This window comes from Streptomyces sp. NBC_01384 (assembly GCF_045040035.1).
Lineage (GTDB): Bacteria > Actinomycetota > Actinomycetes > Streptomycetales > Streptomycetaceae > Streptomyces.
Genome location: NZ_CP109559.1, coordinates 8425775 through 8442836 on the forward strand (window position 1 = coordinate 8425775; position 17062 = coordinate 8442836).

Consider the following 17062-nt stretch of genomic DNA (forward strand, 5'->3'; position numbering starts at 1 on the left):
CGGGGTGGGGCGGACGGCACCACGAGTGGTTGGTAGGCCCTACCGTGCGAGCAGGGTGTCCAGTGCGGCGGTGAGTTCGGCGAGCGGGTCGGTGGCCGCGCCGTGGGCGCGCCAGCCGATGAAGCGGTCCGGGCGCACCAGGACGGCGCCTTGCGGGGTGTGCCCTCGAGCGGCGGTCCAGGTGGAGCGCAGGTCGCGGTAGTCGCCGTCGACGTGGCCGAGACGCATCGCGTCCAGCGGCAGCCCGCTCTGGGCGGCGATCTTCTCGGCGGCCTCGCACCAGGCCTGGCCGTCCTCACCGGCGATCAGCAGGAAGCGGCCGGGGCGGACCAGGCGGGCCAGGGCCACGCGATTGCCGTCGAGGTCCTCCAGCCAGGCGTGGGGCAGCGGGTGTCCGGGGCGGGCGGCGGGCTTGTAGACGCGGATGGGGTCGGGGTTGTCGGGTGCGGGAGTGCCGTCGGGGACGATCGCCGCGGAGTCGTAGGTGTAGCCGAACTCGATGCCCAGTTCGTTGAACTCCATGGACTGGGCGGCCACGGTGGCCTGGAAGGTGCGGCGGAAGTCGGTGTCAGCGGGGTCTTCGCTCCACAGGCGGCGAGCCTGCCGCCAGTTCTCCTCCTCGCCGGCCTCCGGCCCGCCGCCGAAGAGGGCGTTGATCGCTATCTGGTTCATGGCGTTCTCCAGCGAGCGCTGGACGTTGGTGGCGTCCACTGGGCGCCGCTCGGCCTGGTAGGTGTCCAACAGGGCGTCGTCGGCATGGCCGTTCAGGACGGCGGCGACCTTCCAGGTGAGGTTCTGGACGTCGTGTATGGCGGAGGTCAGGCCGAGGCCGCCGGTGGGCGGGTGGCGGTGGGCGGCGTCGCCGGCGATCAGGACGCGGCCGGCGCGGTAGCGGTCGGCGACCACTCCTTCCAGGGACCAGCGGGAGATCATGTGGACTGTCAGCTGCTCCTCGGTCACCCCCAGCGCCGTGCGCAGGTCGGCCAGCACGGCGTCGTCGTCCAGCGCGCGGCCGTCCTCGGGCCCGTAGTTGAGGTGGAAGACCCACTCCTCGGACGCGGGTCCCCAGTGGTCGGGGCCCATAGGCACGAGAACGCCGGGGATACCGAGGCCGGGCAGCCACAGCCAGCGGATCAGCACCTCGCGGTCGGTCGCCACCTGGGACAGGTCGGCGGAGATGTGGAAGGAGACCACGCGGGCGAGGTTGCGCACGCCCTCCTGCACGATGCCCACGGCGGGGCCGACGGTGCGGCCGCCGTCGCAGCCCAGCAGGTAACGGGCCCGCACCCGGTAGGTCTCGCCGGTGTCGCGGTCGGTGACGGTGGCGGTGACGCCCTCGTCGTCCTGGGCGAGTTCGGTCAGCTCGTGGTGGAAGCGGACCCTGCCGGGCGCGAGTTCCTCGGCGCGGGCGCGCAGGACCGGCTCCAGGCGGATCTGGGGCAGGTTGGCCTGCCGCTCGGGGCTGGCCGCCAGCCACTCCGGGGAGTGGCCGCCGGCCCCCCAGGCCTCCTGCTTGGCGATCCGGCGGCCCCAGTCCTCGCCCTCGCCGGCCAGGCCGACGTACCAGGCGGTGTGAGACATCTGCTCGGCCGGGGTGGAGGCGGCGTAGATGGTGTCGGCCGCGTCGACGTCGCGCATGACCTCCATGGCGCGTTGGTTGAGGACGTGGGCCTTGGGCAGGACGGAGGTGCCGGGCCAGGCGGTGACCAGCAGGGATTCGATGCCGATGCGGCTGAGCAGCATGGAGGCGGTGAGTCCCGCGCCGCCTCCGCCGACGATGAGGACGGGGACGTCGATGTCGTTCATGGGTACTCCGTGGGGTGTCGCGGCTCGCGGCCAGTGGGTGGGGACGGCTCAGGAGAGGCGGGGGAAAAGCGCGAGGGCGTTTCCCCGGTCGATGGCGTGGTGGCCTACGGTGTCGAGGCCGGGTGGCGGTCGTACTCGCCGGTGAAGTGAGTGACGGCGAGTTCGGGTGCGAAGAGCTGGTCGGTTCCGAAGAGCACCCGGTCGGGGTGGGCGAAGGCCGGCAGGCTGGGCAGCGCGGAGGCGCTGCCGGACAGAGCGGTGTCGAACCAGAGGCCGCGCAGGTCCTCGAGGATCGCCTCGAAGCCTTGGCCGGTCGGTCTCGGCGCCCAGGGCGGCGATGACGCGGTGGGCGGCGTACGGGAGGAAACCGCCGTTCTTCGCGGCGGCCGGGAGCGTGGACGCTGTGCTACTTCGGCCACCGCGTGGAGGCGCTGGGCGGCAGATGCTGGCGGACGTCGATGCGGCTCATGGTGATGCTCCTTGGGTCCCAGGCGGGCGGCTGGGCGGTCATCGCGACACGTCGGCGCCGGCCTTGGGTGTGCGGTCGGCTAGCCGCCGGCCAGAAGGACGAGATGGGCTGCGGCCAGGGCGCCCACGACGGCGGCCGGCAGGCAGCGGGCGGCCGGGTCGCCACTGCGCAGGTGTACGACGACGGCTCCGGTCATGAGCAGGATCAGGCCCGCTGAGGAGGCGGCACCGAGCGCGGTGATCCGCAGGCCGGCCAGCAGCCCGGCCGCTGCCGCCACCTCCAGAGCCCCCAGCAGACGGTAGTGGGTGGTGGTCATGCCGACGTGGGCTGCGGCCTGGCGCATCGCGGGGACTGCCGCGAGCTTGGCCGCGCCAAACAGGAGGAAGATCCCGGCGAGGACGACGGCCAGGACGATGGTGGTGGCACTCATGGAGGTTCTCTCTGTGCGGACGGGATGGCTCGCTGCCACCGGGAAGCGGGTCGCTGCGGCCCAGGTCAGGTGGCGGGCTGAGGCGCGTACTGCCAGTTGAGGACGTACCGGTCGAGGGCTGCGGTGACTCTGCGCCGTAGCGCCTCGTCGGGAGGGGCGGGCAGCACGACGCGGACACCGCCGTCGTGCGGCCGGCACACGATCCGTTCCGGGTCGCAGTCCGCGCCTTGGGCGGACAGTTCGGCGTGGACCGCGCGGCGGGTGGCGTCCAGGCGCAGGCCGAGCTTGTAGGGCTTGCCGACGGCGGTGAGCGGGATGGCGTCGACCACGAGCACCTCCCGCGGGGCGGCGGCGCGCTCGGGGACGTGTTCGGTGGCCCAGGCGAGCAGCTCGGCGGGGTCCACGCGGGCGCCGGGAGTGAGGGTGACGTAGGCGACGGGCACCTCGCCGGCGTGCGGGTCGGGGCGGCCGACCGCCGCGGCGGCGGTGACCTCGGGGTGGGCGAGGAGGGCGTCCTCGATCCCGGCGGGGTCGATGTTGTGGCCCCCGCGGATGATCAGGTCCTTCGCGCGGCCGGCGAGACAGACGAAGCCGTCGGCATCGATGCGGGCCAGGTCGCCCGTCTCCAGCCAGCCGTCGCGGATCTTCCCGGCGGTCTCCAGACGTGGCCCGTGGGCGGTGTGCTCGGTGACGTAGCCGGCGAAGACCACGGGGCCGCTGATGGCGAGCACCCCGGTGGCGCCCGGCGGCAGGTCGTGCCACTCGCCGGTGTCCGGGTCGATCCGCACGGTCTTGACCTGCTGGTAGGGCAGGCGCCGACCGATGGTGCCAGGCCGGGTGTGACCGGGAAGGCCGAGGGCGGAGGCGCAGGTCGCCTCGGTCAGCCCGTAGCCCTCGCACAGCGGGATGCCGGTGTGCTCCTCGAAGGCCTCCCGTACGGCCGGCGGCAGCGGGGAGGCGCCGACGGCGCCGAACCGCATGCTGGAGATGTCCGCGTCGACGGGGACGCGGGCGAGGACGGAGTACACGGTGGGTACGCCGGACATGGCGGCGATGCGGTAGTGCTCCACCAGCTTCCAGAACACCCCGTACAGCTCGGGCTCGCGGTAGCCCAGCGGTCCGGCCCACACCACCCGCCGGCCGCGCAGCAGCGGGCCGAGCAGGGTGACGATCAGGGCGTTGACGTGGAACAACGGCAGCCCCGCGAACATCACCGAGTCCGTGTCCAGTGGGATGCTCGCGGCCACCATCCAGGCATCGACGACCTCGTTGGCGTGCGTGTGCGCGGCGAGCTTGGGGGTCCCGGTCGTGCCACCGGTGTGGAAGTAGGCCGCCAGGTCCCCGGCGGCCGGGGGCTCGATGCCCACCAGCCGGTCGGCGGGATGGGACGCGGCCAGCTCCGCGAGGTAGCCCACGCGCACGCCCGCGACCGGTTCCAGGGCCGGGCCGGGGCCGGCGGCCGCGGTGGGAGCCAGGGCCAGCAGCGCGTCCAGGCGCAGAGCGGAGGCAACCTCCCGGGCCGTGGCCCACACCTGCGGGTCCAGCTGCGGCCCGGCAGCGATGAGCACCCTCGCACCGCCGCGCCGCAGCAACTGCTCGACGTGCTTGGCCGCCAGACCCGGATTCACCGGGGTGGCGATCCCCGCGGCCTGCGCGGCCAGCAGGGCGGCGGGCAGCTCGGCGGTGTTCGGCGCGAGCAGGCCCACGGCGGCGCGGCGGGTGACGCCAAGGGCCCGCAGGAGATTGGCGGTGCGGTGCACCTGGTCGCGCAGCTGCGCGAAGGTCGCGGTGGCGGGGCGCAGGAAGCGCTCGGCATCGGGAAGCACCGTCAGGGCCGGGCGGTCGGGCCACAGGCGGGCGGCGCGCAGCAGGGTGTCGTAGGTGGTGGCCGGCAGGCCGCGCTCGCGCAGCGGGACGGCCTCGATGGCAGGCAGGTCCGCGGGGCTGTCGTAGGGGGGCCACAGCAGGTCGGTGGGTGTGAATGTCACCGGTGCGCCTTTGCAGGGTGAGGGATGGGGTGAGTGGCCGGCCCAGTACGGGGAGCCGGGCCGGCCGGTCCCGGGCGGGGGTCCCGGGAGTCTCAGTGGGCGCGCACCACCGTGCGCTGCTCTCCGAGGTCGAGGACGCCGTCGTCGGTTGCGATGCGGGCCGTGACGACGTCGCCGTCCTTGAGGTAGTTGGGGTTCTGCTGCTGGCGGGCGAAGAACTTCTGCCAGCGCTTGTGCGGGGGCAGCAGGGCGGCAAGCGTGGCCAGGAGCTTGCCCGGGGACTTGAGGGCGGTGCCGCCGGGGGTTCCGGTGAGCAGGACGTCACCGGCCTTCAGGGTCTGGAAGCGGGCCAGCAGGCTGACGGCGCGCGCGGGCCGGACGATCATGTCCGTGGCGGTGTGGTCCTGCCGGGTGGCCCCGTTGACCTTCAACGTGAGCCGCAGGTCGGCCAGACGGGCGAGGTCGTCGGCGTCGACCAGGAGCAGACGGGGGCCGAGCGGGGTGAAGGTGGGGTAGGACTTGGACTCGTAGAACTGGGTCTTGGGCAGCTGCAGGTCGCGGGCGCTGACGTCGTCGGCGACGACCAGTGCGGCGACATATTTCGGCAGGGTGGAGTCGGTGACCTCGGTGCCGACGGGCAGGTCCGCCCCCATCACCAGGCCGAGCTCGACCTCGTAGTCCAGGAACCGCACGTGCTGTGGACGCACGATGTCCTGGTAGGGGCCGCTGACGGACCCGGAGGCCTTGCGGAAGAACGCGGGCGGGACGGTGTCCGGGTCGAACCCGGAGTCCACTGCGTGGGAGCGGTAGTTGACCATCTGCGCCACCACCCGGCAGGGGGTGGTGACGGGCGACAGCAGCTCCCCTTCTCCAGCGGAAAGCCCGGCGTCGGGGTCGGCCGCGGCGCGGGCGGCCGCCTCCTGCACGGCGGAGCGGTCGGCGAGCAGGCCGGCGGTGGTGTCCGCATCAGTGGCGATGCGGTGCAGCCTCCCTGTGCCGCTCTCCACCCACCAGCCGTCTGCGGTGCGGACGACCTGGATACTCATCGGCTCTCCCGAGTCCTGGACATCGTCGACCGAAGTGCTCCCGCGAGCAATCTCCGGTCACTGGTGATGGAAGCATCAGTCCAGATGGCAAACTCGTCAAGAGTTATTTCAATCACTGATGAAGGAATCGTCATTGATCCAAATGGGTAAAGTATGGGGATGACTACCGACGGACAGGTCAGGGCCAACAGCCATGCGCCCAACCGCCTGGACAGGCGCAAGGCACGCACCCGGGCCGCGCTGGTCGCCGCCGCGCAGAGGTTTCTCGCCGAGCAGGGGCGGGCCGACGTGAGCATCCAGGAGATCACCGAGGCGGCGGACGTCGGCTTCGGCTCCTTCTACAACCACTTCACCAGCAAGGACGAGCTGTTCGACGCCGCCGTCGCTCTCACCTTGGAGGAACATGGCGCTCTTCTGGACTCCGTTGTAGGAGACCTGAAGGACCCGGCGGAGGTCTTCTCCGCCAGCGTCCGCCTGACCGGCCGACTACAGCGCACCCACCCGCAGATGGCCAGGATCCTCGTGCGCACCGGCATGCCGTACCTGACCTCGGAGAGCGGCTTGGCCCCGCAGGCGATGCGGGACCTGCAGGCCGCCGCCGACAGCGGGCGGCTGGACATCGGCGACCCCCATACCGCCGTCGCCATGGTCGGCGGCGCCCTGCTCGGAGTGCTGCACCTCCTGGAGACCCGCCCCGACCTCGATGTCGAGCGCGTCACCGATCAACTGGCCGCCCGCCTACTGTGCATGTTCGGCCTGACGCGCACCGAAGCACAGGAGATCGCCATCCGGCCCCTGCCCGCCCTGCCCGCCCTGCCCGCGCCCTGACCTGGGCGTCGCGCCGGCCGCCTATGACGCCGAGGCCTCCCGGTCGTCGACCAGGTCGTCACCCGGCGGAGCCGGTCCGCGGGCTCGTAGCGTACCGGGTGGTCGATCTGACGGCGCAGCACCGCGTTCTCATGCCGGAGCACGAGCAACTCGGCGTCCTTGGCGGTGTTGCGGCGCAGCAGAACCCCGGGGGATGGACAACAGCTTGCGGGCCACCTTGTACACCAGTGAGACGATCACGCGGACATGGTCCCAACCGAGATCGTCCCACCCCTGCCAGCTGCAGCGATGACTTTCCGAACCCGACAGGAGGCTTGCCTCCCGAGTGTTCCAGCAGGTCAGCTCCCTTGTACCGCGCCAGGTCGCGCGCTCCCGTCCACGGATAGTCCACGGCGCTGAGAGCAGAGGTTGAGAGGGACAGCGAACCTCGGCCGGAACTCCGGACAGGCGCGGAGTGATGCGTGTCGTGACGAACCTATGACCGCTGTTGGGGGCAGGGCGTGGTTGAAGGCGGGAGAGTCTGCTCGGCCCAGACGGTCTTGCCGTCGGGGGAGTAGCGGACGCCCCAGTTCTGTGCGAGTTGGGCGATGATGAACAAGCCGCGCCCGCCTTCGTCGATGGTCTTCGCGTGGCGCAACCGCGGCGCGAGGGAACTGCTGTCGTGGACCTCGCAGGTGAGTGTGCGGTCCTTGATGAGCTGCAACTGCACAGGCGGGGTGCCGTAGCGGATGGCGTTGGTGACCAGTTCGCTGACGATTATTTCGGTGGTATAGGCGGTTTCCTCATCCACTCCCCAAAGGGTGAGCTGGTGCTGGGTGTGGGTGCGTGCCGTGGCGACATCTTTGGGGTGGTGGTCGAGATGCCACGTGGCGACCTGGTCTGCGGAGAATGCGTGGGTGCGGGCGAGGAGGAGTATGACGTCGCCGTGGCAGGTGTCGCTCGGCAGCCGGTAGAGCACGTCATCGCACAGATCCTGCAGTGGCCGCTCAGCCTGGGCCAGCACCCGTTGAAGGGTATCCGGGGAGCCTGGGGCACCGGACGGGGAGGCGTGCAGGAGGGATGCGGTGTAGAAGGCGAGGACGCTCCCGTCGGCGACAGTGACCGTGGTGGGGGCGAAGGGTGGTCCCTCGGCACTGCCCAGGGGAGGTCCGCTCGGCAGGTGAGGGATTTCGATCCTCCCATCGGGATGGGCGATGACGGGTGGGGGATGGCCGGCCCGGGCGATGGTGCAGGTCTGGGCGAGGGGGTCGTAGACCGCGTACACGCAGCTTCCCGTGGGCGGCAGGGGGTCGCCGGTCGGCAGAGTTACGCGTTCCTGGGCCAGGCTTACGGCGGTGTCGTTGAGGCGTGCGAGGAGCTCGTCGGGCTCCAGGTCGAGTGCGGCCAGGCAGCGGATGGCGGTCCGTAGCTGTCCCATGGTGGTGGCCGCGAGGATGCCCTGGCCGACGACTTCGCCGACCGCCAGTGCGGTGCGGGCGCCGGGCAGGGAGAAGGTGAGGAACCCGCCACCTCCGCCCGCCTCGGGCGGCACGTGCATGTGCGCGGTTTCAATGGTGCTGTGCGCCGCAGTGCCGGGAGGGAGCAGGTGGCGCTGGACTGTCAAGGCGATGGTGTGCTCGCGGGTGTAACGGCGGGCGTTGTCGATGCACAGCGCGGTGTGAGCGGCCAGGGCGAGGGCGAGGGTGACATCGTCCTTGTCGTAGAGGCCGGCCTGATAGGTGCGGTACAGGCTCATCAGTCCCAGCACGGTTCCACGCAGAGTCAGGGGTGTGGTGATAAGGCTGCGGGCACCGGAGGCGCGGATCGCCTCGGCGCGTGGCGGGTCGGCTGCGAGCCAGGGCGTGTCGGGACCCAGGGCAACGAGGCGGGGCTTGAGGTCGGCCAGCGTCTGGGCGTAAGGCGTCGCGAACGGCAGAGCGCGCACGTCACCCACCGGATGTGGCTGAATCTGCTCCTTGCCGCCACTGTGGCCGAAGGCGGCACGGCGCAGCGGCACCTCCCGTTCCAAAGGGCTCGGCGGAGGGTCCTCGCCACGTACCACCGCCTCCACCACCTCCACCACGGCGATGTCGGCGAAGTCCGGCACCACGGCCTGCACCAGTTCCTCGCAGGTGGCCACCACGTCGAGGGTCCGTCCCACGTGCTCGCGCACCGAGTCGAAGACGCGTAGGCGGGCGCGTACCTTTTCGCATTCGGTGACATCGAGTACCTCCGCCAGCACCCCCGAGATCCTCCCCGCCGAGTCCTCCAGGCGAGATGCCGAGATGGAGAACAGGTATTCCGGCTCCGGCGCGTCCTTCGGACGCACCCCCACCAGTCGCCCCCGCGCAGGCGCGCCGCTCTCCAGCACGCTGTGCAGCATCGCCTCCACCTCACCGGGTGCGGAAAGGTCATACACGTCGGTGAAGTGTCGGCCCATGATCTGTTCAGGGGGCGCTTCGTGCAGGACCGGCAGGGCAGCGTGGACCCGCAGGATCCGCAGCTCCGTGTCCAGGACCAGCAGGCCTGCCGGGGACTGGTGGAACAGAGCTTCCAGTACTGCAGCACCCACGCCGGGCGAGATGGCTTCATTTTGCCCCACGGCAACCCACCTCCACTATCAGTCTGCTCCTGGTACTCCAGTGCGGTCTCGTGATCTATCCAGCTGGTGGATGGGCAGAGACGGGCCAGGGCGTGGCGGGAGTGGGTTTCGGTTTCGTCCGCTCGATCACAGGAAGCGGCGGATGGATGCGACGGCTTTCTCCCGCAGGCGCTGGGACACCGGACGCCCGGCCCATTGGTCCGGGAGGATCTTCTCGCTGACATCGCGGTCCGCGGCGAAGTGCCGGTCGAGCCTCGCGGTGAACTTCTCGTCCAGGACCGCGAGCATGACTTCCTCGTCGTGGTCGAGCGAGCGCCGGTCGAAGTTGGTCGAGCCGACGAGCGCGGCGATGTCGTCGACCGTGTGCCGGGCGGCCGCGATGCTGTCCAGCATCGCGGGGAAGGTCTCTTCGCCGTTGTGCAGCGGCACCACCGCGTTGCCCTCGGTCGCGGTGATCCCGATGAGCCGTTCCAGACGGCGTCCCAGCCGCGCCGTGCGCAGCGCTGACTCCACCTCCTTCAACTTGACCGGTTCCGGGACCGGTTGAGGGCGCCCCGTGGGTGGGGTGGACGGCAGAGGTCATGGGGAAGGTCTCCTACGTGATCGCCAACCGCCGGTGCGGAACAGTCCCTGTGCTGTCCAGGGAGCGGCCCCTGGACAGCACGTGGGTTCACCCGCGCGTGCCCGGCATGCCGAGCAGGACCGGGCCGCCGGCCGCGCCCTTCGTGCAGGCGTCGTGGCACTCGGCGTCGAGGCTGCAGCACAGGGAGCAGACGGTGCCGTCGTGGAACGGGCAGTCCGCGGTGTCCGGGATCTCGTAGTCCAGCTCGCAGACTGCGCAGGTGCGGGTCTCGGTGGTCCCCGAAGTGGGCGCGTGGGCATCGGGGTTGGGGCGGGCGAGGTAGTACTTTCCCTTGGTCGCCCACGCGATCAGCGGGCTGAGCGCCATGGCCAGGGCCAGCGCGATGAACGGGCTGAACGCCTCGCCGTAGTCACCGAACGCGCCGAAGAAGGCGACCAGCGACACCACGGACGCCACCAGCATCGCGCCGAAGCCGGCCGGGTTGACCGGGTGCAGGTAGGCGCGCTTGAACTCGATGTACTTGGGGCTGAGGCCCAGCGGCTTGTTGATGACCAGGTCGGCGACGACCGCGCCGATCCAGGCGATGGCGACGTTCGAGTAGAAGCCGAGGAGTGTGCCCAGCGCGCTGAACATGTCGGCTTCCATCAGGACCAGCGAGATGCCGAGGTTGAGGAAGATGTACCAGACCCGGCCCGGGTGGCGGTGGGTGATGCGGGAGAAGAAGTTCGACCAGGACAGCGAGCCGGAGTAGGCGTTGGTCGAGTTGATCTTCACCTGGGAGACGATCACGAAGAACGCGGCCAGGGGCAGGGCCGCCGTGCCGAACCACGGACGCAGGGCGTGCAGGATCTGGTCGATCGGCTGCAGCGCGGCGCTCGCGCCGACCGTCTTCAGCGCGGCGAACGCCAGCAGCGCGCCGCCGAGTTGCTTGATCGCGCCGATGATCACCCAGCCGGGGCCCGCGGCGGTGACGGCCAGGTTCCACCGGCGCTTGTTCTCGGCGGTCTTCTGCGGCATGAACCGCAGGTAGTCGGCCTGCTCGCCGATCTGCGCGATCAACGACAGGGCCACACCCGCGCCCATGCCGAAGCCGTACAGGTCGAATCCGGAGCCCGGCCCGTCGGGGGCGCCGCCGAAGTGGGTGAACCGGGAGTACGCGGACGGGTCGGTGACGGCCAGGATCAGGAACGGCAGGACGAGGCCCGCGATCCACACCGGCTGGGTCCACACCTGCATCTTGGAGATCCAGCTCATGCCCTTGAACACGATCGGGATGACGATCAGCGTCGTGATCAGGTATCCGACCGGCAGAGGGATGTGCAGGGCTCGCTGGAACGCCTGGGCCATGATCGAGCCCTCGGTGGCGAAGAAGATGAAGGTGAAGCTCGCGTAGATCACCGAGGTGAGAGTCGAGCCGAAGTAGCCGAACCCGCTGCCGCGGGTCAGCAGGTCCATGTCCACACCGTTGGCGGCGCAGGCGCGGGCGATCGGGATGCCGGTCAGGAAGATGACGACCGCCGCGGCCAGCACCGAGGCCACCGCGTTGGTGAAGCCGTACGACATCGCGATGGACGCGCCGATCGCGTAGTCGGCGAGGTAGGCGATGCCGCCCAGTGCCGTGGAGGCCACCGCGAAGGGGGGCGGTGGTCCTCCTCGAACACACCCCTGAGGGGCTGCTCGCCCTCAACCGGGGCACCGCCGGGGCCCGCGCCCTGAGCATGAGCCTCGACGGGACACCTGCCAGTGGCGAGGTCCCACCGGCCCTCGCGCCCCATCTGCCGGCGCTGGCCGCGTTCACCACGCGCATGCACGAGCGCTACGGGGACGTGACCGTCGAGTGGGTGCTGGCCGACGGGGAGCCGCACTTCGTGGACTACTCCCTGCTGGGAGGCGACGCGCTGACCGGAGACCACGGCGGCACGCTCGTCTCCGCCGGGTCGGCGAGCGGCCCGCTGCTCTCCCTGTCTGACGACGAACTGCTGAGCCGCCTGTCGGTGGGCCCGGCGGTGAGCGTGGACCGCAGCAAGGACGTGGCGGAGCACGCCGAGATCGCCCGCCTGCTGGAGAAGGTCCAGAGCATGCCGCAGCCGCCGGTGATCCGGGCACACCGCCCGTACGCCGTGCTCTCGGTGCTCATCGGCGCGGTCGCGGGCTTCGTCTTCGACGAGGGCTCCGTGCTGTGCCATCTGGCGATCCTGCTGCGCGAAGCCGGGGTGCCGGCCCTGGTCGCGGCGGATCTCGGGGAGCTGCCGGACGGCGGCGAAACAGTCATCGGCGAGGGCACCGTCACGGTGGCCACGAACGGAAGGAGCACCACTGATGAGCGCTGAAGAACGACGAACCTGGGTGGCGCTCGGCGGAGTTCACCTGCTGAACGGCACCACGGCGCGCGACCCCGAGGACCCGCTGCTGCTGGTACGGGTCCCCCCGCAGGAGATCACCGTGCCCAGCACCACGGTCGTCGTGCGCTGGGCGGACCTCGGCACCTGCGACGTACAGGCGCTCACGAGCGCGGGCACCCCGCTCGGCCGCACGACCGTACGCGGGCCTGACCTTTTCCCCCGCGGGCTCGCCGGGCCCGCGCTGCGGTCGCTCGCCGATGCGGGGGGACCCGCTCTGGTGCCCCTGTGCTACCTGGCCGAAGAGCCCGGCGGCGGATTCCACGCCTACGCGCAGATCCGCAGCTACGCCGATGACGCCTGCTTCGTCCGCACCACCGCCGAACCGGTCGGGTCCGGGGCGGTGACTCAACTCTACTGGCTGGAGCCGGTGTTGGCGTCCTTCCGCCGGTTCGACCTGCAGCTCGGCAACCACCTGCTCTACTTCCGCAACCACCACGCCGGTACCGAGCTGGAGTTCAAGTACACCCTGGACCCCGCACCGGACATCTGGACGGCGGCGATGGAGGTGCTCGGGTCCCTGCACGCGGGTGAACTGCCCGGATGCAGGCCGGAGTACCGGGAGGAGTTCCAGATCTGGACCTACGACAACCACCTCTTCGACGTCCTCGCCCCCGAGGACGCCCGCGGCTACGCGTCGTTCATCCCCACGACCGACGGCAAGCACATGCTCAAGCGCAAGTGGTTCGCCGAGGACTCCTTCGCCCGCCGTGAGGAGCACACGCACGGCGTGGACGTCACCGCGGAGGGGTTCGCCGCCCATCTCGCCGACGCACTCGGCCTGCAAAGCCGGGCCATGCCGCCGTTCCGCCGGATCCGCTACGACGTCCAGTGCGAGTCGATGCGGACCGGACACATCTACGGCATCTTCTTCGACCACTGCTCGCTGCTCGACGCCCCCGACGTGGTGCTCTCCCAGTGCGAGGTGGAGTACCTGCGCTCCCGCAACCTGCTCGACCACCCCGCGGGCGAGGTCACCGAGGAGATGGAACGCATCGGGGCGTGGCTGGACGGCTATCTCGCGGACCGCGGCTGGGCCAAGGAGCGCTCCTTCTACTCCAAGCGCAGCTTCCTGCGGGATGTCGTCGCCGCCCGACCGGACCTCGTACCCGCCCCGTGACGGTCTACTGGCTGGTCTGGGACGGCGCCGCGCACTGGATCGTCGACCGGCTCGTGACACAGGGGGCGCTGCCCCACACGGCCCGGCTGCGCGCGCGGGGCCTGTGGGGCGCGGCCCGGCCGCCCGCCCCCAACTGCCAGACGCCACCGTCGCTGGCCACGCTCTTCACCGGCACCTGGCCGCAGCAGCACCAGGTCACCGGGTTCCAGATCCCCGGCGCGGCAGGCGTGGGGGCCGCGGACACAGCGTTCGCACCGGGGCGCTGCGCCGCACCGACGGTGTGGCAGACGGCCGCGCGGGCCGGGCTGCGCACCGCGACCGTGCACGTGCCGTGGACCTTCGCCGCGGACGGGCAGGCCGATACCGCCCTGGACGCGGCCGTGGAGGCGTACAGCCGCAGGCACGACCGGCACGCCCTGATACGGATCGAGGGCCGACGGCAGCACGCGGACGTCGGACCGTTCCGGCTCACCGTCGACGCCGAGCCGTATGGAGCGGGCCGTCGTGAGCTGACGGAGGTGAGCTGCGGCGGCCGGTCCGTCACCCTGCACGCACGCGACGCACGCTGGCGGCCGCTGCGGCTCGGCAACGACAGCGGGATCTGGCTGCGCACCCTCCGCGTCGGCGGCGAGTGGCTGCTGCTGCGCACCGGCGCCTGGCGGCTGCGCGCGGGTGGCCGGGACACGGACCTGGCCGGCGCGCTCGCGCGGCTCCCGGTGTTCGCGGGCGAGAGCCTCGGATCCGTGTACCGGGCGGGGGAGTTGGGGCCCCGCCTGGTGGACGGCGGGGACGGCACGGCCGAGGACCTGCTGCTCTCCTCGACGGCCCGCGTGCACGCGTCCTTCGCCGCGGCGGCGGACCTGGTGTTGCGCCGGCACAGCGCCGACCTGGTCATCGTCTACCTGCCCACCACCGACGACCTCGGCCACGATCTGGCCGGCTGGTGCGACCCGCACAGCGCCGCCCACCGCCCCGACGTCGCCGGGCAGGTCTGGCAGCGGATCGCGCGCGGCTACGGCCTCGCCGACCGGCTGCTCGGCGAGGTGATGCGGCGCGCGGACGCCGACGACACGGTGCTGCTCACCGCGGACCACGGGATCGCCGGCACGGCATGGACGGTCCATCCCAACGAGGCGCTCATCGCGGCCGGTCTCGCGGCGCGCGCGGCGGACGGCGGACTCGACCCGCACCGGTCCGCGGTGGTCTACCACCCGGCGAACAACGGCTCGCTTTGGGTCAACCACCAAGACCTGCCCGGCGGTTACGTCCACCGAGCCGCGGCGGCCGCACTCCTCGACAAGGCCGAGGCGGCGCTGCGTACGCTCACCGACCCGCGGCGCGGCCGCCCCGTCACCGCCGGATTTCGCACCTCGCCCGGCGCCGACCCCGAGACCGTCCGGCACATCCTGTTCGACCCGGACTGCCTGCCCGCCGCGACCCTGCGGCCGGACGGGCGGGCGCTCGCCCCGTCCCCCAAGCCCGGCGGGCACGTGACGAACTCCGGGGACCCCCGCCTCCACGCGGTGTTCGCCGCCGCGGGACCCGGACTCGAACCCGGAACCGAACTGGGCACCGTGGACAACACCGAGCCCGCCCGCATCGCCCTGCACCAGCTCGAACGGACGGCACGAGCCACCCGACCGCGACCTGAAACGACTCCGAGGAACGCGTGCACCGCTATCTGAACTTCCTGGACACCACGCTCCACTTCGAGATCGACCCGGACGCGGAGAAGGCGTTCGAGCCGGTGGGCAGGTTCTTCCGGCACACCATGGCGGACCTGCCCGCCCAGGAACCCGCCTTCCACCTGTCGGTGATCCCCTACGACCCGGTGGCCCAGCCACCCGAGGGGCGCCCGGTGGTGATCCGGCAGAGCACCGCACCGGAGTTCACCTTCCACGCCCTGCTGTCCCGGCACGGCCGGCGCCTCGTCTACGCCAATGGGTCGACCCGCCTCGACGTGCCGGTGGACACGGCCGATGACCAGCGGTTCGAGGTGGGCATCACCGACGGATCCTGGTGTCAACTCCTCGACTTCATACGGGACTTGATCATCCGCACGGAAGAGACCCGCGGCACCGTGGTGCTGCACGCCGCAGGGGTGCACCGGGACGGGGCGGCGTACGCCATCGCGGGGCCCAAGGGGGCGGGGAAGACCACCACCCTGCTGTCGGTGTTGAGCCGGCCGGGCTGGCAGTACTTCACGGGCGACAAGCTGTTCTGCCGGATCGAGGACGGCGCCGTCGTCGCGCATCCGTGGCGGGACTACCCCTACGTCGGTGCCGGCACGATCAGGGAACACCCGGAGCTGGTCACGTGGGTGACCGACTCCGTCGAGCCGGGCCTGGCCAACCTGCCCGACCGGCGCAAGCTCCTGCTCGACGTGGACGTCTTCGAGGCCTGGCTCGGCTCGCCGTTCACCCCCGAGCCACGGCGGCTCGCCGGTCTGCTGCTGCCCCGGGTGGATCCGCAGGAGCCCTTCGCGGTCGAATCCGTGGACGCGCTCTCCGCGCGCTGGATGGAACTCAACCGGATCGTCGACCGCTCGGTGGACACCACCTTCTTCGGCTGGCAGCACTACCTGGTCCCCGACTACGCGGCGTTCTACGCGACCCTGTCCGCGATGCGCCCGCTTCTCGCGGACCTGTCGGTGCTGCGGCTGACCGGCGCGCTGGACGTGGATCTGGACGCGGCCCTGGACGTGGCCCCGGCGGCCGGCGCATGAGCGGCGTGTCGCTGCGGATCGCGGTGATCGGACTCTCCGGCTCCGGCAAGTCGACCTGCGCGGCCGAACTCGCCGCGTACGCCCGCGAGCACGGGCTCTCCTGCACCCGGGTGCCGCTCGCCCGCCCCCTGTACGAGCTGCAGCGGCAGGTCTACGCGGCGGCCGGGGTCCCGCTGCACGAAGGAGCGCAGGACCAAGTCCTCATGGAGAACCTGGCGGGGCATCTGCGACGGCTCAACCCGCGCACCCTGGCCGACGACTTCACCGCCCGGCTGGCCGCCACCGACACCGACATGGTGCTCAACGACGATCTGCGCGACCCGCACGTCGACGCCCCGGCCCTGCGCGCGGCGGGCTTCCGGATCCTGCGGATCACCTGCGACGAGGAGATCCGCCGCAAGCGGCTCGCCGAGCGCGGCGACCTGACCCGGGCCGACGGCTCGACTCGCGGCCTCGACCTGATCACACCGGACACCGTCATCGACAACAGCGGGGACGCCGCGGCCTACCGTGCCGCGATCCGCGCCTTCGTCAGGAGCAGCACATGATCCTCACAGGTCCGGAGATCGCCCGCGCCGTGGCCGAGGGCAGCATCCGCATCGACGACTTCGACCCGGCCAGGATCGAACCCAACTCGTACGGATTCCGCCTCGCACCCCAACTCCTGGTCTACGAGCGCGAGACGCTGGACAGCCACGAGGCGCCCGCCAGCAGACGTCTGACCATGGACGACGACGGGACCCTCCTGGAACCCGGCCGCTTCTACCTGGGCAGCACCATGGAGGCGATGGGCAGCCCGTCGTATGCGGCCACCCTGTACGCCTGCCGGTCGGTGTCCACCCTCGGCGTCTGGATCCAGTTCTCGGCGCCGCTCGGCCACAGCGGCGCGGTCTTCCCGTGGACGCTGGAGATCACCGTCGCCAACCCGGTCCGCCTCTACCCCGGCATGCGCATCGGCAAGTTGGCGTTCTGGGCGATGCAGGGCGAGCCCCGCCTCTACGACGGCAAGTACACCGGATCGACCGAGGCCGTCGGCTCCCGGCTCAGCGACGACTTCGCGGGTGCGCTCGCGCCGGTGGGCGGCTGA

Annotated in this window: 14 protein-coding genes and 1 pseudogene; 7 read left to right on the plus strand and 8 right to left on the minus strand. The window is 71.3% G+C overall.

Annotated elements, in window-relative coordinates; translation table 11 throughout:
• Positions 1-39: 39 nt before the first annotated feature.
• The 5 genes from OG747_RS38755 to OG747_RS38775 all read right to left on the minus strand — a co-directional run bounded on the left by OG747_RS38755 (position 40) and on the right by OG747_RS38775 (position 5739).
• A complete protein-coding gene (locus OG747_RS38755; protein WP_405884012.1) occupies positions 40-1806 on the minus strand; it encodes an FAD-dependent monooxygenase in 1767 nt (588 codons plus the stop codon).
• Positions 1807-1910: 104 nt separating this feature from the next.
• Positions 1911-2225, minus strand: a complete 315-nt coding sequence (locus tag OG747_RS38760; protein WP_405884013.1) for a hypothetical protein — start codon at positions 2223-2225, stop codon at positions 1911-1913.
• Between the two features lie 129 nt (positions 2226-2354).
• Entirely contained in the window at positions 2355-2705 is a 351-nt protein-coding gene (locus OG747_RS38765) for a DoxX family protein (protein WP_405884014.1), read from the minus strand.
• A gap of 65 nt (positions 2706-2770) precedes the next feature.
• Complete coding sequence (locus tag OG747_RS38770) at positions 2771-4693, minus strand: acyl-CoA synthetase (protein ID WP_405884015.1); 1923 nt, start codon at positions 4691-4693, stop codon at positions 2771-2773.
• Between the two features lie 92 nt (positions 4694-4785).
• Positions 4786-5739, minus strand: a complete 954-nt coding sequence (locus tag OG747_RS38775; RefSeq protein WP_405884016.1) for a fumarylacetoacetate hydrolase family protein — start codon at positions 5737-5739, stop codon at positions 4786-4788.
• Positions 5740-5898: 159 nt separating this feature from the next.
• On the opposite strand from OG747_RS38775, the gene OG747_RS38780 reads away from it, so the two are divergent.
• On the plus strand, positions 5899-6567 hold the full coding sequence (locus OG747_RS38780; RefSeq protein WP_405884017.1) for a TetR/AcrR family transcriptional regulator: 669 nt from the start codon (positions 5899-5901) through the stop codon (positions 6565-6567).
• Positions 6568-7042: 475 nt separating this feature from the next.
• Here the strand turns inward: OG747_RS38780 and OG747_RS38785 are convergent, their stop codons facing one another.
• The 3 genes and pseudogenes from OG747_RS38785 to OG747_RS38795 all read right to left on the minus strand — a co-directional run.
• Positions 7043-9118 (minus strand): SpoIIE family protein phosphatase, encoded by a 2076-nt coding sequence (locus OG747_RS38785; RefSeq protein WP_405884018.1) that lies wholly within the window; start codon positions 9116-9118, stop codon positions 7043-7045.
• A 156-nt stretch (positions 9119-9274) separates the two neighbouring features.
• Positions 9275-9661: a phospholipase D-like domain-containing protein gene (locus tag OG747_RS38790; RefSeq protein WP_405884019.1), complete on the minus strand. Its 387-nt coding sequence runs from the start codon at positions 9659-9661 to the stop codon at positions 9275-9277.
• 157 nt (positions 9662-9818) lie between these two features.
• Positions 9819-11369, minus strand: a pseudogene (locus OG747_RS38795) (purine-cytosine permease family protein); the annotation flags it as partial.
• Positions 11370-11374: 5 nt separating this feature from the next.
• Between OG747_RS38795 and OG747_RS38800 the strand changes: the two are divergent.
• The 6 genes from OG747_RS38800 to OG747_RS38825 are packed head-to-tail and all read left to right on the plus strand — an operon-like array spanning position 11375 to position 17062.
• A complete protein-coding gene (locus OG747_RS38800) occupies positions 11375-12061 on the plus strand; it encodes a PEP-utilizing enzyme (protein ID WP_405884020.1) in 687 nt (228 codons plus the stop codon).
• Positions 12051-13250 (plus strand): hypothetical protein, encoded by a 1200-nt coding sequence (locus tag OG747_RS38805; RefSeq protein WP_405884021.1) that lies wholly within the window; start codon positions 12051-12053, stop codon positions 13248-13250. The genes OG747_RS38800 and OG747_RS38805 overlap by 11 nt, the downstream gene beginning before the upstream one ends.
• Entirely contained in the window at positions 13247-14935 is a 1689-nt protein-coding gene (locus OG747_RS38810) for an alkaline phosphatase family protein (protein WP_405884022.1), read from the plus strand. The genes OG747_RS38805 and OG747_RS38810 overlap by 4 nt, the downstream gene beginning before the upstream one ends.
• The gene (locus OG747_RS38815) at positions 14920-15975 is read left to right on the plus strand and encodes a hypothetical protein (protein ID WP_405884023.1); all 1056 of its coding nucleotides are present in this window, start codon (positions 14920-14922) and stop codon (positions 15973-15975) included. The genes OG747_RS38810 and OG747_RS38815 overlap by 16 nt, the downstream gene beginning before the upstream one ends.
• A complete protein-coding gene (locus OG747_RS38820) occupies positions 15972-16523 on the plus strand; it encodes a hypothetical protein (RefSeq protein ID WP_405884024.1) in 552 nt (183 codons plus the stop codon). Before OG747_RS38815 ends, OG747_RS38820 begins: the two co-directional genes overlap by 4 nt.
• Complete coding sequence (locus OG747_RS38825) at positions 16520-17062, plus strand: dCTP deaminase domain-containing protein (RefSeq protein ID WP_405884025.1); 543 nt, start codon at positions 16520-16522, stop codon at positions 17060-17062. The genes OG747_RS38820 and OG747_RS38825 overlap by 4 nt, the downstream gene beginning before the upstream one ends.